Below are 21,223 nucleotides of genomic sequence, written 5' to 3'. Positions count from 1 at the left end.
CCGAAGCCTCGAAGCCTTGCCCCGAGGCCGAGCCTCCCACAAAAGCGGCTGAGGCTTGAAGGCTTGAAGGCTTGAGGCCAGAAAAGCGTCGCCCCGAGGTCGGGCCTCCCACAAAAGCAGCGAGCTCCACCGACCCCGTGGGAGGCGCGCCCTCGCGGCGACTGCAGGCCGCAAGGCCTGCCCGAAACCTCGAACGGCCGCTCGGCGCACTTTTCGCATCGCCGAGACCGTCCATAGACCCATGTCATGACCACACCGGCTTCGCTCGCCCATGCTGGAGGCGCTTCTGTCGGCCCATGGAGCCTCCCCATGAACGAAACCACTACCGCAACCCGCCACGGCCTGCCGGGCATTCCGATCGGCCTGGTGGTGGCCATACTGGCGCTGGTCGGCGTGCTGCTGTTGCCGTTGCCGGCCGATCTGTCTGTCGCCGGCCAGCGTGTGCTGGCGATCCTGGCGTTCGCGGTGATCGTCTGGATCACCGAAGCGGTGTCCTACGAGGCCAGCGCGATCATGATCACCGCGCTGCTGGCCTTTCTGGTCGGCACGGCACCCACGGTGGACAACCCGGAAGTCGTCTACGGCACCTCGCGGGCCATCGGCATGGGCCTGTCCGGTTTCGCCAACCCGGCCCTGGCGCTGGTGGCCGGCGCGCTGTTCATCGCCGCGGCGATGACCCTGACCGGACTGGACCGGCGCATCGCCCTGGTCACCCTGTCGAAGGTGGGCACCCGTCCGCGGCACATCCTCGGCGGCACCCTGGTGGTCATCGTGCTGCTCAGCCTGGTGGTGCCCAGCGCCACGGCGCGCGCCGCCTGCGTGGTGCCGATCATGCTCGGCATCGTCACCGCCTTCGGCATCGACAAGCGCTCGAACTTCGCGGTCGGCATGATGATCGTCGTCGCCCAGGGCACCAGCATCTGGAACATCGGCATCCAGACCGCGGCGGCGCAGAACCTGCTGCTGGTGGGCTTCATGGACAGGCTGCTGGGCGAGCGGGTGAGCTGGATCGACTGGCTCGTCGCCGGCGCGCCCTGGGCGGTGCTGATGTCCTTCGTGCTGCTGGTCGTGGTGCTGCGGCTGCTGCCGCCGGAAACCGAGCGCGTCGCCGGCGGCAAGGAGGCGGTGGCGCGCGCCCTCGCCGAGCTGGGCCCGATGACGTCCGCGCAGAAGCGCCTGCTGGCGGTTTCCCTCGGACTGCTGCTGTGCTGGGCCAGCGAGGGCAAGCTGCACGCCTTCGACACCACCAGTACCACCTACGCCGGCCTGGTGCTCCTGATGCTGCCGCGCATCGGCGTGATGGACTGGAAGGAAGTGCAGGCGCGGGTGCCCTGGGGCACGGTGATCGTCTTCGGGGTCGGCATCAGCCTGGGCACCGTGCTGCTTGCCACCCAGGCCGGGCAATGGCTCGGCGCCCAAGTGGTGGCGCACACCGGACTCGGCGTGGTCGGCCCGCTGGGCATCTTCGCCATCCTCGCGGCCTTCCTCATCGTCATCCACCTGGGGTTCGCCAGCGCGACGGCGCTGACCTCGGCGATGCTGCCGATCCTGATTTCCGTATTGCTCAGCCTGCCGGGGGACTTCAGCCAGCTGGGCATGACCATGCTGCTCGGCTTCGTGGTCAGCTACGGCTTCATCCTGCCGATCAACGCCCCGCAGAACATGGTCTGCCTGGGGACCGAGACCTTCACCGCGCGGCAGTTCGCCAGGGTGGGCCTGCTGCTGACCCTGATCGGCTACCTGAGCATGCTGCTGTTCGCCGTGACCTGGTGGCGCTGGCTGGGCTGGATCTGAGCCGGGCCGCCGCTTCAGTGGGGCGGGCTCGGCTCCTGCACCGGTACCAGGTCCGGCGTCGTTACGGCATTGCTGACGGCGAAGCGGGCCTGGCGCATCTGCTCGATCGACTGCTCCAGCCCGGTGGTCAGCGCCGGGGCGCCGGGCATCAGGCTGCGCGCCTGGCCAAGCGCACGGGCGGCGGTGTCGATGTCGCCGGCCTCCAGCGCCGCGCCGCCGAGGCGGATCAGCGCGTCGGCCAGCGTCCGCTGGGCCTGCTCGAAGCGTGCATCGCCGGGGCTCGCCTGGGCGCGGGCCGCCTCCAGCTGCGCCTGGGCCTGTTCCAGCTGGCCGGCGTCGAGGGCGCGCTCGATTTCGCGGAGCTGGGCTGCCAGCCGGTCATCGGCCCGGGCCGTCGGCAGCAGCAGGGCGTAGAGCGTGAACGCGAGCGCCGGCCAGGGCCGGGATACGGACGACTTCATGTCTGCAGGTCCCGTTTTGCGCAAAAAACGCTCGATTCTACACGGCGCGACGTGGCAGAAGGAAACTGGCGAGGAAGATCGCCGCGGCGCTGACCACGATCGACGGCCCCGCCGGGGTGTCCTCGAACCAGGACAGGGTCAGCCCCAGGCACACCGCCACCAGGCCGATCAGGCTGGCGCCCAGCGCCATGGCCTCCGGCGTGCGCGCGTGGCGCTGGGCGGCCGCCGCCGGAATGATCAGCAGCGAGGTGATCAGCAGCACGCCGACGATTTTCATCGCCACCGCGATGACGATGGCGATCAGCAACATCATCGCCAGGCGGATCGCCGCCACCGGCAGGCCCTCCACCCGCGCCAGCTCCTCGTGCACGGTGATCGCCAGCAGCGGCCGCCACAGCGGGATCAGCACCAGCAGCACCAGCGCGCTGCCGCCGAGAATCCAAATCAGGTCGCTGCCGCTGACCGCCAGCAGGTCGCCGAACAGGTAGGCCATCAGGTCGACGCGCACGTCGCGCATGAAGCTCAGGGCTACCAGGCCGAGCGACAGGGTGCTGTGCGCGAGGATGCCGAGCAGGGTGTCCGAGGCCAGCGGCTGGCGCTGCTGCAGCGTCACCAGCAGCACCGCGAGCAGCACGCAGCAGGCGGTAACCGCGAGCGTCGGGCTGACCTCCAGCATCAGCCCGAGGGCGATGCCCAGCAGCGCGGCGTGGGACAGGGTGTCGCCGAAATAGGCCATGCGCCGCCAGACCACGAAGGAGCCGAGCGGACCGGCGACCAGCGCCAGGGCGAGGCCGGCGAGAAGGGCGTTGAGCAGGAAGTCAGGCATGCTTGTGGTTGCAGTCCGGCCCGTGCACGTGGGCTTTCACCACGCTGCCGTGCAGATCGTGGTCATGGTCGTGATGGTGGTGGTAGACGGCCAGGCTGCGGGCGTCCTGGCCGAACAGCTCGACGAAGGCCGGGTCGCTGCTGACCTGCTCGGGGTGCCCGGAGCAGCACACGTGGCGGTTCAGGCAGACCACCTGGTCGGTGGCGCTCATCACCAGGTGCAGGTCGTGGGAGACCATCAGCACGCCGCAGCCGTGGCGGTCGCGCAGGCGGCCGATCATGCGGTACAGCTCGGCCTGGCCGCTGACGTCGACGCCTTGCACCGGCTCGTCCAGCACCAGCAGCTCCGGCTCGCGCAGCAGCGCGCGGGCCAGCAGCACGCGCTGCAGCTCGCCGCCGGAAATCGACTGCAGCGGGCTGTCGATCACTCCTTCGGCGCCGACCTCGGCCAGCGCCGCCTGCGCGCGAGCGCGGTCGACCTTCGGCACCAGGCGCAGGAAGCGCAGCACCGTGAGCGGCAGGGTGGCGTCGACGTGCAGCTTCTGCGGCATGTAGCCGATGCGCAGCTTCGGCTTGCGCCAGACCCTGCCGCTGTCCGGTCTGAGCAGGCCGAGCACGGTGCGTACCAGGGTGGTCTTGCCGGCGCCGTTGGGGCCGATCAGCGTGACGATCTCGCCGCGCCGCACGCGCAGCCGCGCGCCCTCCAGCACCGGCTGGTGGGCGAAGCGTACGTGAATGTCCTGCAGTTCGATCAGCGCATCGCTCATGCGGCTTTCCGGCAGGAGGTACAGAGGCCGACCACTTCCACGGTCTCGCCCTCGACGCGGAAGCCGACCTGGTCGGCGGCCTTGCCGATCGCCGCGTTGATGCCCGGATCCTGCACCTCTATCGCGGTGTGGCAGTTGCGGCAGATGAGGAACTGGCCCTGGTGCGGGTGTTCGGGGTGGTTGCAGCCGATGAAGGCGTTGAGCGAGGCGAGGCGGTGCACCAGGCGGTTTTCCAGCAGGAAGTCCAGCGCCCGGTAGACGGTCGGCGGCGCGGCGCGACGGCCGTCTTCCTCGCTGAGGATGGCGAGAATGTCGTAGGCGCCGAGCGGCTTGTGGCTCTGCCAGACCAGCTCGAGCACGCGCCGGCGCAGCGCGGTCAGGCGCACGCCCTGGCGCGCGCAGAGGTGGTCGGCCTCGGCCAGCGCCTGGTGCACGCAATGGTCGTGGTCGTGAGGGGTGCAGGCCAGCGGAGTGTTGGACATGGCGGCGACGCAGCAAGGGAGAGACGTTATTATATAACTCATTCCCCTCCCGCAGAGTACCGTCCGTGCCGCGCCTTTTCGTCGTCCCCGTCCTTTTCCTGCTTGCAGTTCTCGCTTCGGCCGCGCAGGCGGAGGTGAAGCTGGTGACCAGCATCAAGCCGCTTCAGCTCATCGCCGCCGCCGTGCAGGACGGCGCCGGCCAGCCGCGGGCGCTGCTGCCGCCGGGCGCCTCGCCGCATCACTACGCGCTGCGCCCGTCAGACGTGCGCCTGGTGCGCGAGGCGGACCTGTTCTACTGGATCGGCCCGGACCTCGAGGGCTTCCTGGCGCGCGTCCTGGAAGGGCGCGAGGGTCCGTCGGTCGCCGTGCAGCAACTGCCCGGGCTGACCTTGCGGCATTTCGACGACGGCCATGCCGAGGCGCACGCTGAGCACGAGCACGAGCACGAGGAGCATGCTCCCGTTGGCGAGCACGATCACGCGCACCGCCCCGGCAGCCTGGACGCCCACCTCTGGCTGCTGCCGGCCAACGCGCGGGTGATCGCCCGGCAGATGGCCGCCGACCTGACGCGCGTCGACGCCGCCCGGGCCGAGCGCTACCGGGCCAACCTGCAGGCCTTCGAAGCCCGCCTGGATGCGCTGGACGCCGAACTGAAGCAGCGCCTCACCGCGGTGAGCGATCGGCCCTTCTTCGTCTTCCACGAGACCTACGACTACTTCGAGCAGGCCTACGGGCTGGAGCACCGGGGCGTGTTCAGCCTCGGCGAGGTCCAGCCCGGCGCCCGCCAGGTCGCCGGCATGCGCGAGCGCCTGCAGGCGGCCGGCCCCAGCTGCGTGTTCAGCGAGCCGCCGTTGCGCCCGCGCCTGGCCGAAACCCTGACCCGTGGCCTGCCGGTGCGCCTCGCCGAACTCGACGCCCTGGGCGTCGGCGTCGAGACCGATGCCCGCGGCTACGAACGGCTGCTGGACAACCTCGCCGCCCAGCTGGCGGGCTGTCTGGAGAGCCTGTAGCGCGGTTGCGGGCACCAAGGCAGCGCCGCGCTTTTCCCTTCGCCCTTCGGGAGAAGGTGGCCCGCAGGGCCGGATGAGGGAAGCCCCTGCACACTCGCCCTTACCCCGGCCCTCTCCGGAGGGAGAGGGGTTTTCGATCGGGACGTGGCGAGGAGCAGGCCCAGGTCGCAGGCAGAGCCTGCTCCTACAGGTTCACCCTGAGCACAGGCAGCGCCGCTGCTCTTTCCCTTCTCCCGCCGGGAGAAGTTGGCCCGTAGGGCCGGATGAGGGCGGTGTTCGCGGCCCGCAGCCCAGCCGCTAGAGTGCGAAGGGCAGGGGCAGCGAAGGCGAGGCCCGGCGAGCGGCCAAGCGTCGCTCGAACTCGGCGGGGTCGTGGATCAGCACCGCCTGCCCGGCATGCGCGCGGGCGGCGATCAGGCGCGAAAGCCAGAAGCGCACGCAGGCGATGCGCAGCATGGCATCCCACAGCTCGGCCTCGGCCGGGGTGAAACGCCGTTGCGCGGCGTAGGCGGCGAGCAGCGCCTGGGCGCGCGGGCGGTCCAGGGCGCCGTCGGCGTGCGAGCACCAGTCGTTCACCGCGATGGCCAGATCGTAGAGCATCGGCCCGGCGCAGGCGTTGTAGAAGTCGATCACCCCGGTCAGCGTGCTGCCTTCGAACAGCACGTTGTCGCGGAACAGGTCGGCATGCAGGTTGGCCCGCGGCAAGGCGAGGATCTGCGCCTTCAGCGCGCGGATTTCCGCCAGCGCCTCGTCCAGCAGCGCCCGCGGCGCCGTGCCCAGGGTGTCGAGCAGCCCGGGGCCGGCCTCGAGCATCCAGTCCAGGCCGCGGTCGCTGCGCCGTTCCAGCACGCGCCCCTGCGTCGCTCGGTGCAGGCGCGCCAGCAGGGCGCCGACCTGCGCGCAGTGCGCCGTGCCCGGTTCGGCCACGTGCCGGCCGGGCAGCCGCGGCTGCAGTAGCGCCGGCTTGCCGGCCAGGCTGCGCAGCGCCTCGCCGCTGCCGTCGCGCAGCGCATAGGGCACCGGTAGTTCGGCCTCGTGCAGCACGTCGAGCAGCTCGATGAAGAACGGCAGGTCGGCCACCGGCCCGCGCTCGACCAGCGTCAGCACGTACTCGCCGCGCTCCAAGCTGACGAAGAAGTTGCTGTTCTCGCTACCGGCGGCGATGCCCTGGAAGGCGAGCAGCCGGCCGCGCCCGTAGCGGGCGAGGAAGGGTTCCAAGTCGGTGCGTTCGAGCGGGGTGAAGACGGACATCGGCGATGGTTACCAGCTGAAGATTTCCCACGAGGGGATGAGCATGTCCGGACGGTCGCTGCGGATGAAGTTGCTGTCGCCGTCGGCGCGCACCAGGAAGTACGGCTTGCCGTGCTTGGGCGTGATCTTCACCGCGTAGAGAAAGCCGTTGACGCGGTACTCCTCGACCGTGCGATCGCCGTCCTGACGGATGGTGACGTCCGGCTCGGCATCGGCTGCCTGCTGTGCCAGCACGACCGTCGGTGCCAGCGTCAACAGCCCGGCCAGGATCAGGTGTTTCGCGGCTCGCATGGTAATCTTGCCTCTTTGTTGGTCTGGGTCCTGCGCATTCTAGCCGCCGGCCCGCCGAAAAGGTTGATCCCGCTCATGAGTGAAACGCCCCTGGTCCTGGTGGACGGTTCGTCCTACCTCTACCGCGCCTTCCATGCCCTGCCGCCGCTGACCACCTCCACCGGCAAGCCGACCGGTGCGGTCAAGGGCGTGCTGAACATGCTGCTCAGCCTGCGCAAGCAGTATCCGGACAGCCCCTTCGCGGTGGTCTTCGACGCCAAGGGCAAGACCTTCCGCGACGAGCTGTTCGCCGAGTACAAGTCGCACCGTCCGCCGATGCCGGACGACCTGCGCAGCCAGGTCGAGCCGCTGCACGCCAGCATCCGTGCGCTCGGCCTCCCGCTGCTGTGCGTCGACGGCGTCGAGGCCGACGACGTGATCGGCACCCTGGCCCGGCGCTGCGCCGCGCTCGGCCGCGACGTGGTGATCTCCACCGGCGACAAGGACATGGCCCAGCTGGTCTGCCCGCACGTGACCCTGGTCAACACCATGACCGGCAGCGTCTACGACGTCGAGGGGGTGAAGACCAAGTTCGGCGTCGGCCCCGAGCTGATCATCGACTTCCTCGCGCTGATGGGCGACAAGGTGGACAACATCCCCGGCGTGCCCGGGGTCGGCGAGAAGACCGCCTGCGGCCTGCTCAACGGCATCGAGGGCGGGCTCAGGGGCCTGTACCAGAACCTCGACAAGGTCTGCGACCTGCCGATCCGCGGCGCCAAGTCGCTGGCCGCCAAGCTCGAGGAGCACAAGGACGCGGCCTTCCTCTCCTACGAGCTGGCGACCATCAAGCTCGACGTGCCGCTGGAGGTCGAGGTCGCCAACCTGATGCCCGAGCCACCGCACCGCGACGCGCTGATCGCACTGTACCGTGAGCTTGAGTTCAAGAACTGGCTGGACGAGCTGCTGCGCGAGGCCAAGGCCGCCGGCGAGGACTGCGACATCCAGCCCGAGGGCTGCTCGGTGCAGGCCGAGGCCGAGTACGAGACGCTTCTCGAGCAGGCCGACTTCGACCGCTGGCTGGCGCGCCTGCAGGGCGCCGACTGCTTCGCCTTCGACACCGAGACCACCAGCCTCGACGCCCAGCGCGCCGAGCTGGTCGGCGTGTCCTTCGCCGTCGAGCCGGGCAAGGCCGCCTACGTGCCGCTGTGCCACAGCTACATGGGCGTGCCTAAGCAACTCGACCGCGACGCCGTGCTGGCCGCGCTCAAGCCACTGCTGGAAGACGCGGGGCGGATGAAGATCTGCCAGCACGGCAAGTACGACATGAACGTGCTCGCACACTACGGCATCGGGATGCGTGGCCTGGCCTTCGACACCATGCTCGAGTCCTACGTGCTCGACGCCACCGCCACCCGCCACGACATGGACAGCCTGGCGCTGAAGTACCTCGGTCGCGGCACCATCCGCTTCGAGGACATCGCCGGCAAGGGCGCCAAGCAGCTGACCTTCGACCAGATCGCCATCGAGCAGGCCGGGCCCTACGCGGCGGAGGACGCCGACGTCACCCTGCGCCTGCACCAGACGTTGTGGGGCAGACTCGAGCAGACGCCGTCGCTGGTCGGTGTGCTGAAGGACATCGAGATGCCGCTGGTGCCGGTACTGGCGCGCATCGAGCGCAACGGCGCGCTGGTCGACGCCCAGTTGCTCGGCCAGCAGGGCATCGAGCTCGGCGAGAAGATGGTCGAGCTCGAACGCCAGGCCTACGAAATCGCCGGCGAGGAATTCAACCTCGGCTCGCCGAAGCAGCTCTGCGCCATCCTCTACGACAAGCTCGGCTGCCCGGTGCTGTCCAAGACCTCCGGCGGCCAGCCGTCCACCGCCGAGGGCGTGCTCGCCGAACTGGCCGAGCGCGACTACCCGCTGCCGAAGGTGATCATGCAGCACCGCTCGCTGAGCAAGCTCAAGGGCACCTACACCGACAAGCTGCCGCAGCAGATCAACCCGCGCACCGGGCGCATCCACACCAGCTACCACCAGGCGGTCACCGCCACCGGGCGGCTGTCGTCGTCGGATCCGAACCTGCAGAACATCCCGATCCGCACCGCCGAGGGCCGGCGCATCCGCCAGGCCTTCGTCGCGCCGAAAGGCTATCGCCTGCTGGCGGCGGACTACTCGCAGATCGAGCTGCGCATCATGGCCCACCTGGCGCAGGACGCCGGCCTCCTGCACGCCTTCCAGAACGACCTGGACGTGCACCGCGCCACCGCCGCCGAAGTGTTCGGCGTGCCGCTGGACGAGGTCAGCGGCGACCAGCGGCGCAGCGCCAAGGCGATCAACTTCGGCCTGATCTACGGCATGAGCGCCTTCGGCCTGGCCAAGCAGATCGGCGTCGGCCGCGGCGAGGCGCAGGCCTACATCGACCGCTACTTCACCCGCTACCCCGGGGTGCTCGACTACATGGAGCGCACCCGCGGCCAGGCCGCCGAGCAGGGTTTCGTCGAGACGCTGTTCGGCCGCCGCCTGTACCTGCCGGAGATCCACTCGAAGAACGGGGCCATGCGCAAGGCGGCCGAACGCACCGCGATCAACGCACCGATGCAGGGCACCGCGGCGGACATCATCAAGCGCGCGATGATCGCCGTGGACCGCTGGCTGCAGGACGAGGCGCTGGACGCCCGGGTGATCCTGCAGGTGCACGACGAACTGGTGCTGGAGGTGCGCGACGAGCAGGTCGAGCAGGTCTGCGAATGCATCCGCCCGCTGATGAGCGGCGCCGCGCAGCTGGACGTGCCGCTGGTGGTGGAGGCCGGCGTCGGCCGCAACTGGGACGAGGCGCACTGAGGCCCGTCGAGGGGGCGCCAGGCGGCGGTCGCTATTCCGAATGGCGATAAGGCGTTCGGCTTTTTTTCGGAACGGCGTTGAACTTGGCCCCTGGCGCCCGGTCAGAGTTCACGAAGGGCCCAAAAGGCTTTTCGATGCTCCTTGTTGTGTTAAGTGTTGGCAGATCTCTGGACCCCGCCCTAGCGGTCCGGACTTGAACCTCGAACTTCCCCCTCCCCCAATGAAGTTCGAGGTTTTTTTTTGCCTGGAGAAAAGTGCGCCATGCCTGCCTTGCGGCGTGGGCGATTGGCGGGTAGGGGAACCCCAGGCCGGATGTAATCGTGGGAGCAACTGTCTCGACCAGAACGAATCCCGATCGCCGTTCGCAGCCAAGGCCGTTCGCCCCCCGGTCGCCGCGAGGGCGCGCAATCCACAGGGATGTGGTGAATGCCGCAAGCCCGTCGGGAACGGGCGCGCCTCCCACAGGATTCGGCGGGCACCGTTTGCTTTCGTGGGAGGCCCGACCTCGGGGCGATGCGCTTGGAAGCGGTCTCGACCGCGATTGGGTCCGCGCCTGTTCCCGGTCAAGGCCGCGAGGCCACGTTCATCAGCCGTAGGGAGCGCCGTGCACTCAGCGACAGCCCGACAGACGGCCCTCCCAGGCGTTGTCGATGATCCGCCGGTAGGTTCCTTCCACGTCCTCGACCGGCATGGCCTTGGCCAGCCGGGTCACGCCCAGGGCGTCGGCGCAGAGGGCGTCGAGCTGCTCGCGGGCGATGCCGAAGCGGCGCAGGTCGGTGGGAATGTCGAGGCGGCCGATCATCTCGCGCACGGCCACCGGCACCTGGCGCGCGGTGTGTTCCGGCGTCTCTCCGGTCAGGCCCATGAGCGCGGCGATCTCCAGCATCTCGCTGCGCCGGCTGTCGCACAGGGCGTCGAGCACGTAGGGGAGCATGACCGCGTTGGTGCTGCCGTGGCTCTTGTGGGTCTGCCCGGCGACGGCGTAGGCGATGCCGTGCACCGCGTTGAGCCCGGCGCTGCCGTAGGACAGCGCCGCGTAGAGGCTGGCGTAGGCCATGCCGATGCGCGCCTCGGTATCGTCGCCGAGCTGATAGGCCCGCTCCATCCAGGCGAAGCACAGGCGCATGGATTCGCGGGCGAACAGCATGGTCAGCGCCGAGCGGCCGGTATAGCCGGGGTCCGGGTTGCCGCCGCGCTCGAAGCGCGCCGAATCCAGCGTCAGGAAGGACTCGATGGCGTGAGTGAAGGCATCGATGCCGGCGTCGGCGGTGACCCGCGGCGGGCAGGTGTAGGTGAACTCCGGGTCGATCAGGGCGATGCGCGGGCGCAGCTCGTTGTCCATCACCGCGATCTTGGTGGCGTTCGCCGGGTCGAGCAGGATGGCGCCGGGCGTGGCTTCCGAGCCGGTGCCGGCGGTGGTCGGCAGGGCGATCAGCGGCAGTGGCCGGCAGCCGCCGATGTCGCCGGTGAAAGCGGCGATCGGCCGGCCCTCCGGCAGCGTCAGGCTCAGCGCCTTGGCCAGATCGATGTTGCTGCCGCCGCCGAGGGCGATGACGTGGTCCGGGGCCGCCCCGGCCAGGCGCTCGCGCACCGACGCGGTGGCCTCGTCGCACAGCGTGGTGGTCGGGTCCGGCAGGCCGCCGTCGTAGACCAGGGTGTCGATGCCGTGGCGGCGGGCGGCCTCGCGGTATTCCCCGACCCAGGGCGTGTGGCCGGTGAAGAAGCTGTCGGTGACCAGCACGCCGCGGCGGTAACCGAGCCGGGCGAGCAGTTCGGGCAGTTGGTGGCGGGCGCCGCAGCCGATGATCAGCCGCCCCGGCGGGCAGAAGTGGACAAGGTCTTCCGGTCTCATGATGGCTCCTGATTGTTGTCGATTGTGCCAATGAAGGTGCGGATGCGTTCGGCCACCTCGGCCGTGTTCTCGGTGAGCAGGCTGTGCCCGGCGCCCTCGATGACACAGAGCTCGGCCCTGGGCAGGCCGGCGGCCAGCCAGCGCGCATGCTCGAGCGGCGAGTCCGGGTCGGCGCTGCCGTGCAGGATCAGGGTCGGCAGCCCGATCGTCGGCAGCAGGGCGCGGTGGTCGCAGTGCCGCAGCCCCGCCCAGGTCCAGGCCACTGCCTGGTGGTCGGCGGCGCGGGTCAGGCCGAGGCGCTTTTCCCGCGCGGCGATCTCGGCCAGCAGCGCGTCGCCCAGCCCGGCGAACCAGGGCGCCTGGCCCGGGCAGGGCGTGCCGGAGAGCAGGACCAGCGCCTGCGGGGCTCGCGCATCGGGGCGGCGCAGGTATTCCAGCACCACCGAAACACCCATGCTCCAGCCCGCCAGCAGGTAGGGCGCCTCGCCCACCTCCTCGCGCACCACCTGCCCCAGGTCGTCGGCGAAGGCCGCCAGCGCATAGTCTTCCGGGCCGCTGCCGCGCAGCGCATCGCCGCGTCCGCGCAGGTCCGGCAGGACGAAGCGGGCGCTGTCGGCGCAGGCGCGCGCCACCGGGATCCAGGCGGCGTGGGTGCCCTGAATGCCGTGGACCGCGACGAGAGGGACCGGCCCGGTGCCGAGGGTCAGGTGGATCATGCGAGCAGTCTCTAATGTTCAGCTGATATATGAGTCTAGCTCAGCATTTTGCGGTTTTGCTATGATCCGCGCGAATTCGAGAGGAATCCGCATGGACACCAGCCTGGCAGCGTCTGGCAACGGTTTACTGGTCAAATCCAAGGCAAAGCTCACCGACATCGCCTACCAGCAGCTCGAAGAGGCGATCGTCACGCTGCGAATCCCGCCAGGGACGCTGATCTCCGAACAGGCGCTCAGCGACATGACCGGCATCGGCCGCACCCCGTTGCGCGAGGCCGTGCAGCGCCTGGCCCGCGAGCACCTGATCCTGGTCCTGCCGCAGCGCGGCCTGCTGATTCCCAACATCGACATCGGCAAGCAGCTGCGCCTGCTGGAGACCCGCCGCGAGATCGAGCGGCTGGTCTGCCGCAGCGCCGCCAAGCGCGCGAGCGCGCAGGAGCGCGAGCAGTTCGCGCGCCTGACCGACGAATTCCAGACCGCCTCGGTGAGCAACGACGACGTGACCTTCATGCGCTCGGACCGCGAGTTCAACGAGCTGTGCCTGAAGGCCGCGCGCAACGAGTTCGCCGAGAGCGCGCTGCGTTCGCTCAACGGCCTGTCGCGGCGCTTCTGGTACCTGCACTACAAGCAGGCCGCCGACCTCCCGGAAATGGCCCGCCTGCACGCCGAGGTGGCCTCGGCGATCGCGTCCGGCGACCCGGCCGCGGCGGCGCGCGCCTCGGATCGGCTGATCGACAACATCGAATCCTTTACCAAGGCAACGGTACTGCTCGACCAGATCTGAGCCGGCGCCCGGTCCGGTGCCCGCCAGACGGATCCGCCGTATCGTTCGCATCGTCTCTTTACGCGCAGTCGATACTTCAGGTATCGAGAGAAACGCGTTTTTGTCTATTCTTCCCCGCTGCTCCCTGCTTCATCCTGTCAGCCCCTGCGGAATAAAGGGTTCGCTGCCCTGGCGCCCATGGCCGACGACCGCCCCGGCCGTCCTCGACCGACCGAACAGCGCGTTCCGTACAAACCTGCCTCAAGGAGCCGTCATGCAAAGCAAAGCTGTACTCACCCAGACCGAAGTGGCCAGCATCCTGGCCGCCGCTCGCACCGAAGCGCAGAACAACGGCTGGGCCGTGACCATCGTCGTGGCCGATGACGGCGGTCATCCGCTGGCCCTGGAGCGCCTCGACGGCTGTGCGCCGATCGGCGCCTACATCGCCACCGAGAAGGCCCGCAGCGCCGCCCTCGGCCGCCGTGAGACCAAGGGCTACGAAGACATGGTCAACGGCGGGCGCACCGCGTTCGTTTCCGCACCCATCGTCACCTCGCTGGAAGGCGGCGTGCCGGTGGTGATCGACGGCCAGGTGATCGGTGCGGTCGGCGTCTCCGGCGTCACCGCCGCCCAGGACGCGCAAATCGCCAAGGCCGGCGTCGCCGCGCTCGGCTGACCAGACAGGAGAACCATTCCATGACCGAACGCATTACCCTGCATCGCCTGCAAGTGGCGGCCAACCTGCACGCCTTCATCGAGCAGGAAGCCCTGCCGGGCACCGGCATCGACAGCGCCGCCTTCTGGAAGGGCCTGGACGCGCTGGTCCACGACCTGGCGCCGAAGAACCGCCAGCTGCTGGCCGAGCGCGACCGCCTGCAGACCGAGCTGGACAACTGGCACCGCAGCAACCGCGGGCCGATCACCGACATGCCCGCCTACCGCAGCTTCCTCGAGTCGATCGGCTACCTGCTGCCCGACCCGGGCCAGGTCCAGGCCGAAACCGCCAACGTCGACATCGAGATCGCCGAGCAGGCCGGCCCGCAGCTGGTGGTGCCGGTGATGAACGCGCGCTACGCGCTGAACGCCGCCAACGCCCGCTGGGGCTCGCTGTACGACGCGCTCTACGGCACCGACGCGATCAGCGAGGAAGGCGGGGCGGAGAAGGGCCCGGGCTACAACGAAGTGCGCGGCGCCAAGGTGATCGCCTTCGCCCGCCGCTTCCTCGACCAGGCCGCGCCGCTGGCGCAGGGCTCGCATGGCGATTCCATCGCCTACCGCATCAACGACGGCCAGCTGCAGGTCACCCTGGAGAACGGCACCGTGACCGGCCTGGCGCAGCCCGAGAAATTCGTCGGCTTTCAGGGCGAGGCCATCGAGCCGAAGGCCGTGCTGCTGAAGAACAACGGCCTGCACGTGGAGATCCAGCTCGACCCGAACAGCCCGATCGGCCAGACCGACCCGGCCGGGATCAAGGACCTGCTGGTCGAGTCGGCGGTGTCCACCATCCTCGACTGCGAGGACTCGGTCGCCGCGGTCGACGCTGACGACAAGGTGCTGGTCTACCGCAACTGGCTCGGCCTGATGAAGGGCGACCTGCAGGAGACCTTCGACAAGGGCGGCCGGCCGATGACCCGCCGGCTCAATGCCGACCGCGAGTACCGCACCCCGAACGGCGGCGAGCTCAAGCTGCACGGCCGCTCGCTGCTGTTCATCCGCAACGTCGGCCACCTGATGACCAACCCGGCGATCCTCGACGGCGAAGGCCGCGAGATTCCCGAAGGCATCCTGGACGGCGTGTTCACCAGCCTGATCGCCAAGCACGATCTGGCGCGCAAGGGCAACTCGCGCACCGGCAGCGTCTACATCGTCAAGCCGAAGATGCACGGCCCGGCCGAAGTTGCCTTCGCCGACGAGCTGTTCGGCCGCGTCGAGGAGCTGATCGGCGTGCCGCGCTACACCCTGAAGATGGGCATCATGGACGAGGAACGCCGCACTTCGGTCAACCTCAAGGCCTGCATCGCCGCGGCCAGGCACCGCGTGGCGTTCATCAACACCGGCTTCCTCGACCGCACCGGCGACGAAATGCACAGCGTCATGGAAGCCGGTCCGATGCTGCGCAAGGGCGACATGAAGGGCACCGCCTGGATCCAGGCCTACGAGCGCAACAACGTGCTGGTCGGCCTGGCCTGCGGGCTGCGCGGCAAGGCGCAGATCGGCAAGGGCATGTGGGCCATGCCGGACCTGATGGCCGCCATGCTCGAGCAGAAGATCGGCCACCCGAAGGCCGGTGCCAACACCGCCTGGGTGCCGTCGCCGACCGCCGCCACCCTGCACGCGCTGCATTATCACCAGGTCAGCGTCCAGGCCATTCAGCAGGAGCTGGAAGCCGTCGACCTGGCCGCCGAGCGTGACAAGCTGCTCGACGACCTGCTGACCATCCCGGTGGCGGCCAAGCCCGACTGGTCCGCCGAGGCGATCCAGCAGGAACTCGACAACAACTGCCAGGGCATCCTCGGCTACGTGGTGCGCTGGGTCGAGCAGGGCGTGGGCTGTTCCAAGGTGCCGGACATCCACAACGTCGGCCTGATGGAAGACCGTGCGACCCTGCGGATTTCCAGCCAGCACATCGCCAACTGGCTCTACCATGGGGTTGTCAGCGAGGCCCAGGTGCGCGAGACCCTGGAACGAATGGCGCGCGTCGTGGACCAACAGAATGCTGGCGATCAGCTATACCGGCCGATGGCAGTGGACTATGATCGCTCGATCGCCTTCCAGGCCGCCTGCGACCTCGTGTTCAAGGGCCGCGAGCAGCCCAGCGGCTACACCGAGCCGCTGCTGCACCAATGGAGACAGCGGTTCAAGCAGCAGGCCTGACACGCCTGGGTAAGGTTGGAGCGGTACACTCAGCCCCGGTCGCCTCACAGCGCCGGGGCTTTCGAGCATTGGCGTCCGGCGGGTTGACGCACCCGCCGGACGCTCGGCTCGCGCCCACCGGCGCGGGCCTGTGCGGGGCACCGGCACGCCTGAACGGGGCGTGACGGAATAAGAAAGTGGTCACAACAATAAGCAAGGGACCCAAACAATGAGTCAAACGCTGCTCTCCATACTGGCCTTTGTGCCACTCGTACTGGCGGGGGTACTGCTGATCGGCTTTCGCTGGCCGGCCAAGTACGCGATGCCGCTGGTGTTCGTCCTCACCGCCGTGATCGGGCTGTGGGCCTGGGACATGACCCTCAACCGGGTCGTCGCCTCCACCCTGCAGGGCCTGATCCTCACCGCGTCGATCCTCTGGATCATCTTCGGCGCCATCCTGCTGCTGAACACCCTCAAGCATTCCGGCGGCATCGCCGCGATTCGCCGCGGGTTCTCCAACATCAGCCCCGATCGCCGGGTCCAGGCGCTGATCGTCGCCTGGCTGTTCGGCTGCTTCATCGAGGGCGCTTCCGGCTTCGGCACCCCGGCCGCGGTTGCCGCGCCCTTGATGGTCGCGCTCGGCTTCCCGGCGCTGGCCGCGGTGGTCATGGGCATGATGGTGCAGTCCACGCCGGTATCCTTCGGCGCGGTGGGCACGCCCATCCTCGTGGGCGTCGGCGGCGGCCTCGACCAGGCCGGCATCGGTGCCCAGCTGACTGCCCTGGGCAGCGACTGGCCGACCTTCTTCCACCTGATCTTCTCCCGCGTGGCCATCATCCACGCCCTGTGCGGCATCCTCATGCCGCTGCTGATGCTGTGCATCCTGACCCGCTACTTCGGCCGCAAGAAGAGCTGGAGCGAAGGTCTGGCGATGGCGCCGTTCGCCGTCTTCACGGCGCTGGCCTTCGTCATCCCCTACGTCATCGCCGGCGTGTTGCTCGGCCCGGAATTCCCCTCGATGATCGGCGGCCTGATCGGCCTGGCCATCGTGGTGCCGGCCGCCAAGGCCGGCTTCCTGCTGCCGAAGGAGACCTGGGATTTCGCCCCGGCCAGCGAGTGGCCGGCCGAGTGGATGGGCAAGATCGAGATGAAGATTGACGAGGTCGCCGGCAAGGCCCCGATCTCCGTGCCGATGGCCTGGGCGCCCTACGTGCTGCTGGCGCTGCTGCTGGTCGCCTCGCGGGTGTTCCCGGGCTTCAAGGCGGCGCTGATGTCGATCAGCTTCGGCTGGAAGGACATCCTCGGCGAAACCGGCGTGTCCGGCACGCTCGAGCCGCTGTTCCTGCCGGGCGGCCTGCTCTGCATCGTGGTGCTGATCACCTTCTTCCTTCACCGCATGCGCGCTTCCGAACTGGGCGCGGCCATCTCCGAATCGAGCAAGACCCTGCTCGGCGCCGGCTTCGTGCTGATCTTCACCATCCCGATGGTGCGGATTCTCATCAACTCCGGCGTCAACGGCTCCGACCTGGTGTCGATGCCGGTGGCCATGGCACGTCTGGTGGCCGACAGCGTCGGCGGCGTCTATCCGTTCTTCGCCCCGGCGGTGGGCGCGCTGGGCGCCTTCATTGCCGGTTCGAACACCGTGTCGAACCTGATGCTGTCGCAGTTCCAGTTCAACACCGCCGGCCTGCTCGGCATCTCCGGCGCGCTGATGGTGGCGCTGCAGTCGGTGGGCGCCGCGGCGGGCAACATGATCGCCATCCACAACGTGGTCGCCGCGTCGGCCACCGTGGGCCTGCTCGGGCGTGAGGGCGTGACCCTGCGCAAGACCATGCTGCCGACCCTGTACTACCTCGTACTGGCCGGCATCATCGGCATGATCGGGTTCTTCGTGATGGGCCTGACCGACCCGCTGGTGGGCGCCGCCACCACGCGCTGAGACGCGCTGGCGGACGACGGGCGGCCCTGGGCCGCCCGTTTCGTTTGTGAAGGGGCGCCGTTTTGCGCTAGCGTTCGGCGCTATCCGTTTTTTGAACATCGGTGACTGGCATGAAGAAATGGCAATGCGTGGTGTGCGGCTTCATCTACGACGAGGCCGAGGGCTGGCCGGATGACGGCATCGCGCCCGGCACGCGCTGGGAAGACGTCCCGGAAGACTGGCTGTGCCCCGACTGCGGGGTCGGCAAGATGGACTTCGAAATGATCGAGATCGGCTGATCCGCCGACCAGGCGCGCCGGGGTCCACGTCAGGCGGACCAGCGACGGCGGCGCCTTCCCCGACCGGCGGATGGTCGGTCGACGAACCCACAGCAAAGGCAGCATCGCGCCGAACGGGGCCCGCTCCCGTGGCGCCGCAGCGACGAGGCAGGTTATGAAAGCGCAACTCCCCCTGGTCATCATCGGCACCGGCTTGGCCGGCTACAACCTGGCGCGGGAATGGCGCAAGCTCGATGGCGAGACGCCGCTGCTGATGATCACCGGCGACGACGGGCGCTCCTATTCCAAGCCGATGCTCTCCATCGGCTTCGGCAAGAACAAGGCGGCCGACGAGCTGGGCATGGCCAGCGCCGGCGCCATGGCCGAGCAGCTCGGGGCCGAGATCCGTACCCACACCTGGGTGACGCGCCTGGATCCCGAGCACCAGCAGGTCTGGATCGGCGACGAGCCGGTGCCCTACCGCGACCTGGTGCTGGCCTGGGGCGCCCAGACGCTGCGGGTGCCGATCGCCGGCGACGCCGCCGAGGCTGTCCACCCGATCAACGACCTGCTCGACTACGCGCGCTTTCGCGAGGCCGCCCATGGCAAGCGCCGGGTGCTGATCCTCGGCGCCGGGCTGATCGGCTGCGAGTTCGCCAATGACCTGCGCCTGGGCGGCTACGAGGTCGACCTGGTGGCGCCCTGCGAACAGATCATGCCCGGCCTGCTGCCCGCCGAGCCGGCGCGGGCCGTACAGGCCGGGCTCGAGGCGCTGGGCGCGCGCTTCCACCTTGGCCCGGTGCTGGAACGCCTCGACCGCGAGGGCGACGCGCTGCGGGCGACCCTGTCCGACGGCCGGACGCTGGCCTGCGACCTGGTGGTCAGTGCCGTCGGCCTGCGTCCGCGCACCGAGCTGGCGCAGGCGGCCGGGCTGGCCGCCAACCGCGGCATCGCCGTGGACCGCCTGCTGCGCACCTCGGCACCGCATGTCCATGCGCTCGGCGACTGCGCCGAGGTCGACGGGCTCAACCTGCTCTACGTGATGCCGCTGATGACCAGCGCCCGCGCGCTCGCCCGGACCCTCGCCGGCACCCCGACGCCGGTCAGCTACGGGCCGATGCCGGTGACCGTGAAGACCCCGGCCTGCCCGCTGGTGGTGTCGCCGCCGCCGGCCGGCCGCGACGGGCACTGGACGGTCGAGGGCACGGCGCCGGACGTGCGCGCGCTCTGCCACGATGCCGACGGCCGCCTGATCGGCTACGCGCTGACCGGCGCGCGGGTGCAGGAACGGTTGGCACTGAACAAGGAATTGCCGCCGCTGCTGGCGGAACTGCCACACGTTTCGTCCTAGAAGTCCTCGGTTTTGCCTTTTTATCCATTGGTCGGGACTGGCGCGGCCCTCGGGGCCGTGCCATCCTCGCCATTGGCTGCCGCGGCCTAGAGCGGTCGCAGCGCTGCTGCCATTCGGATGAACGGCAGATACAACAACAAAAAACATACGAAGAGGCTACCAATGCGCAAACCGGAACTCGCTGCGGCTATCGCCGAAAAGGCCGACCTCACCAAGGATCAGGCCAACCGTGTCCTCAACGCCCTTCTCGACGAAATCACCAGTGCGCTCAATCGCAAGGACAGCGTCACCCTCGTCGGCTTTGGCACCTTCATGCAGCGCCACCGCGGCGCGCGCACGGGCAAGAACCCGCAGACCGGCCAGCCGGTCACCATCAAGGCCAGCAACACCGTGGCCTTCAAGCCCGGCAAATCGTTGCGCGACGCGATCAACTGAACGCGCCCGCACACCGCCCGGAGCGTCAGCTCCGGGCTCGCCCCACCATCCGCCCGACCGTCGCCCCGCCGCCCGCATCTGCCGCTAGACTCCACGCTGTTCTGCCGCGAGAGACCGCTTCATGAAATTCCGCCTCCTTCTCTGGATGCTTGGCCGGCGCATGGCCCAGGCCAGCCGTCGCAACCCCGAATTCCGGCAGCAGCTCGAAGGACGCGACCTGACGTTCCAGTTGCACACCCTCGACGGCAAGGTGGCGCGGCATTTCGTGGTCAAGGACCAGACCGTCAGCAGCAGTCGCGGCCCGGCCAAATCGCCGGCCTTCGCCGTGGGCTTTCGTGACAGCGACTACGCCTTCGCCACCCTGACTGCCAAGAACAAGCAGCTGGCCTTCATGCAGGGCGTCCAGAACAAGGACATCCAGATCCAGGGCAACCCGGCCCTGGTGATCTGGTTCCAGGGGCTGACGCGCTACCTGGTGCCGCAGAAGAAGAAACCGACGCAGCCGGAATCCTCGACCTAGGTCCGATCCCCCCGCTCCTGTAGGAGCAGGCTCTGCCTGCGACCGCGCCCCGCACATCCGCCTCCATACCCCCTCCGGACCACTCCCTCTCCCGGGCCGGGGTGAGGGCTGGTGCAGCGGCCTCCCTCATCCGGCCCTGCGGGCCACCTTCTCCCGCGGGGAGAAGGGAAAAGCCTGGCGCCACCGGCCGTTTGCCGTCAGACGTAGCCGCTGCCGTGCCGGATAGGCCTGGAGGCATTCGCGAGCAGAGCTCGCTCCTATGCAAAGGCCGCGCGTGGCACCTGCGTAGGAGCGACCTTGGTCGCGAACGGATTCAGCGCCGGAAGTCGCCTCTTTCGCGGCCAAGACCGCTCCCACGAATCGCCAAGACCACGCCGCGGGGCGAGGCGCGGGTAGGGTGAGCTTCAGCCCACCAGCTGGCATGTTTGGGGCCGCGCCTGTCAGGCGAGGCCGATAGCGGATGTAGGAGCGACCTTGGTCGCGAATGCCTCAGCCGGCGCCGCGTGCCTCTCGCGAACGGACTCAGCGCGAACCGGCGCGCCCTTCAGCCAGACGAAGGCCATGGATGGTACTTGGTGGGCTGAAGCCCACCCTTGTATCTCGACTACCACGCCATCCGGGGTGATAGTTCCCGACTGATCATCGGGGGAAGGTCAGGAAGCCGTGCCCACCCTGAGGCCCTGAGCCTGTGAAGTAGATACTGCTCCGGCCTTCCACACTCACTCTTGAAGCTCGAACGGTATCCAGAGCCCGCCGCTGGCGAGAGCTCGCATCCACAAGGTTGAGCCGAGTGCAGTGATGATCGTTGGATCAATAGAAGGAGTTTCCATGCCCCG

Annotated in this window: 19 protein-coding genes; 11 read left to right on the top strand and 8 right to left on the bottom strand. The window is 69.0% G+C overall.

The annotated features are described in order from the left end of the window. The first annotated feature begins 309 nt into the window (after window positions 1–309). Window positions 310–1,794: a DASS family sodium-coupled anion symporter gene (locus H610_RS0118710; protein WP_028241078.1), complete on the top strand. Its 1,485-nt coding sequence runs from the start codon at window positions 310–312 to the stop codon at window positions 1,792–1,794. Between the two features lie 14 nt (window positions 1,795–1,808). On the opposite strand, the gene H610_RS24210 is transcribed toward H610_RS0118710, so the two are convergent. The 4 genes from H610_RS24210 to H610_RS0118690 are packed head-to-tail and all read right to left on the bottom strand — an operon-like array spanning window position 1,809 to window position 4,329. Then, window positions 1,809–2,255 carry a hypothetical protein gene (locus H610_RS24210; RefSeq protein WP_051231871.1) on the bottom strand — a complete coding sequence of 149 codons (447 nt, stop codon included), beginning with the start codon at window positions 2,253–2,255 and terminating at the stop codon, window positions 1,809–1,811. 37 nt (window positions 2,256–2,292) lie between these two features. Next, window positions 2,293–3,081, bottom strand: coding sequence for a zinc ABC transporter permease subunit ZnuB (gene znuB / locus H610_RS0118700; RefSeq protein ID WP_028241077.1), 789 nt, complete (start codon window positions 3,079–3,081; stop codon window positions 2,293–2,295). Next, window positions 3,074–3,847, bottom strand: a complete 774-nt coding sequence (gene znuC, locus H610_RS0118695; RefSeq protein WP_028241076.1) for a zinc ABC transporter ATP-binding protein ZnuC — start codon at window positions 3,845–3,847, stop codon at window positions 3,074–3,076. The genes znuB and znuC overlap by 8 nt, the downstream gene beginning before the upstream one ends. Then, window positions 3,844–4,329, bottom strand: a complete 486-nt coding sequence (locus H610_RS0118690) for a Fur family transcriptional regulator (RefSeq protein WP_028241075.1) — start codon at window positions 4,327–4,329, stop codon at window positions 3,844–3,846. The genes znuC and H610_RS0118690 overlap by 4 nt, the downstream gene beginning before the upstream one ends. 65 nt (window positions 4,330–4,394) lie before the next feature. Between H610_RS0118690 and H610_RS0118685 the strand changes: the two genes are divergently transcribed. Further along, window positions 4,395–5,339, top strand: a complete 945-nt coding sequence (locus tag H610_RS0118685) for a zinc ABC transporter substrate-binding protein (RefSeq protein WP_028241074.1) — start codon at window positions 4,395–4,397, stop codon at window positions 5,337–5,339. Between the two features lie 297 nt (window positions 5,340–5,636). On the opposite strand, the gene H610_RS0118680 is transcribed toward H610_RS0118685, so the two are convergent. Further along, on the bottom strand, window positions 5,637–6,590 hold the full coding sequence (locus H610_RS0118680; RefSeq protein WP_028241073.1) for a homoserine kinase: 954 nt from the start codon (window positions 6,588–6,590) through the stop codon (window positions 5,637–5,639). Window positions 6,591–6,599: 9 nt separating this feature from the next. Further along, complete coding sequence (locus tag H610_RS0118675; protein WP_028241072.1) at window positions 6,600–6,881, bottom strand: DUF2782 domain-containing protein; 282 nt, start codon at window positions 6,879–6,881, stop codon at window positions 6,600–6,602. A gap of 75 nt (window positions 6,882–6,956) precedes the next feature. Between H610_RS0118675 and polA the strand changes: the two genes are divergently transcribed. Beyond that, window positions 6,957–9,701: a DNA polymerase I gene (gene polA / locus H610_RS0118670; protein WP_028241071.1), complete on the top strand. Its 2,745-nt coding sequence runs from the start codon at window positions 6,957–6,959 to the stop codon at window positions 9,699–9,701. Between the two features lie 610 nt (window positions 9,702–10,311). On the opposite strand, the gene H610_RS0118665 is transcribed toward polA, so the two are convergent. Further along, the gene (locus tag H610_RS0118665) at window positions 10,312–11,553 is read right to left on the bottom strand and encodes an iron-containing alcohol dehydrogenase (protein ID WP_028241070.1); all 1,242 of its coding nucleotides are present in this window, start codon (window positions 11,551–11,553) and stop codon (window positions 10,312–10,314) included. Further along, window positions 11,550–12,269, bottom strand: coding sequence for an alpha/beta fold hydrolase (locus H610_RS0118660; RefSeq protein ID WP_028241069.1), 720 nt, complete (start codon window positions 12,267–12,269; stop codon window positions 11,550–11,552). Before H610_RS0118660 ends, H610_RS0118665 begins: the two co-directional genes overlap by 4 nt. Window positions 12,270–12,360: 91 nt before the next feature. On the opposite strand from H610_RS0118660, the gene H610_RS0118655 reads away from it, so the two are divergent. From H610_RS0118655 to H610_RS0118620, 8 genes are all read left to right on the top strand, one after another. Next, complete coding sequence (locus H610_RS0118655; RefSeq protein ID WP_028241068.1) at window positions 12,361–13,053, top strand: GntR family transcriptional regulator; 693 nt, start codon at window positions 12,361–12,363, stop codon at window positions 13,051–13,053. A gap of 253 nt (window positions 13,054–13,306) precedes the next feature. Continuing rightward, window positions 13,307–13,708 (top strand): heme-binding protein, encoded by a 402-nt coding sequence (locus H610_RS0118650; protein WP_028241067.1) that lies wholly within the window; start codon window positions 13,307–13,309, stop codon window positions 13,706–13,708. 20 nt (window positions 13,709–13,728) lie between these two features. Further along, window positions 13,729–15,906, top strand: coding sequence for a malate synthase G (locus tag H610_RS0118645; protein ID WP_028241066.1), 2,178 nt, complete (start codon window positions 13,729–13,731; stop codon window positions 15,904–15,906). A 208-nt stretch (window positions 15,907–16,114) separates the two neighbouring features. Beyond that, window positions 16,115–17,824, top strand: coding sequence for an L-lactate permease (locus H610_RS0118640; RefSeq protein WP_028241065.1), 1,710 nt, complete (start codon window positions 16,115–16,117; stop codon window positions 17,822–17,824). A gap of 110 nt (window positions 17,825–17,934) precedes the next feature. After that, window positions 17,935–18,102: a rubredoxin gene (locus H610_RS0118635; RefSeq protein WP_028241064.1), complete on the top strand. Its 168-nt coding sequence runs from the start codon at window positions 17,935–17,937 to the stop codon at window positions 18,100–18,102. A gap of 154 nt (window positions 18,103–18,256) precedes the next feature. Then, window positions 18,257–19,432 carry an FAD-dependent oxidoreductase gene (locus H610_RS0118630; protein ID WP_028241063.1) on the top strand — a complete coding sequence of 392 codons (1,176 nt, stop codon included), beginning with the start codon at window positions 18,257–18,259 and terminating at the stop codon, window positions 19,430–19,432. Window positions 19,433–19,594: 162 nt separating this feature from the next. Continuing rightward, complete coding sequence (locus H610_RS0118625; protein ID WP_028241062.1) at window positions 19,595–19,867, top strand: HU family DNA-binding protein; 273 nt, start codon at window positions 19,595–19,597, stop codon at window positions 19,865–19,867. Between the two features lie 121 nt (window positions 19,868–19,988). Further along, entirely contained in the window at window positions 19,989–20,387 is a 399-nt protein-coding gene (locus tag H610_RS0118620) for a helicase (protein WP_028241061.1), read from the top strand. Window positions 20,388–21,223: the final 836 nt, after the last annotated feature.

It is taken from the genome of Stutzerimonas azotifigens DSM 17556, assembly GCF_000425625.1.
GTDB lineage: Bacteria > Pseudomonadota > Gammaproteobacteria > Pseudomonadales > Pseudomonadaceae > Stutzerimonas > Stutzerimonas azotifigens.
This window is presented reverse-complemented; position numbering and strand designations above follow the sequence as displayed.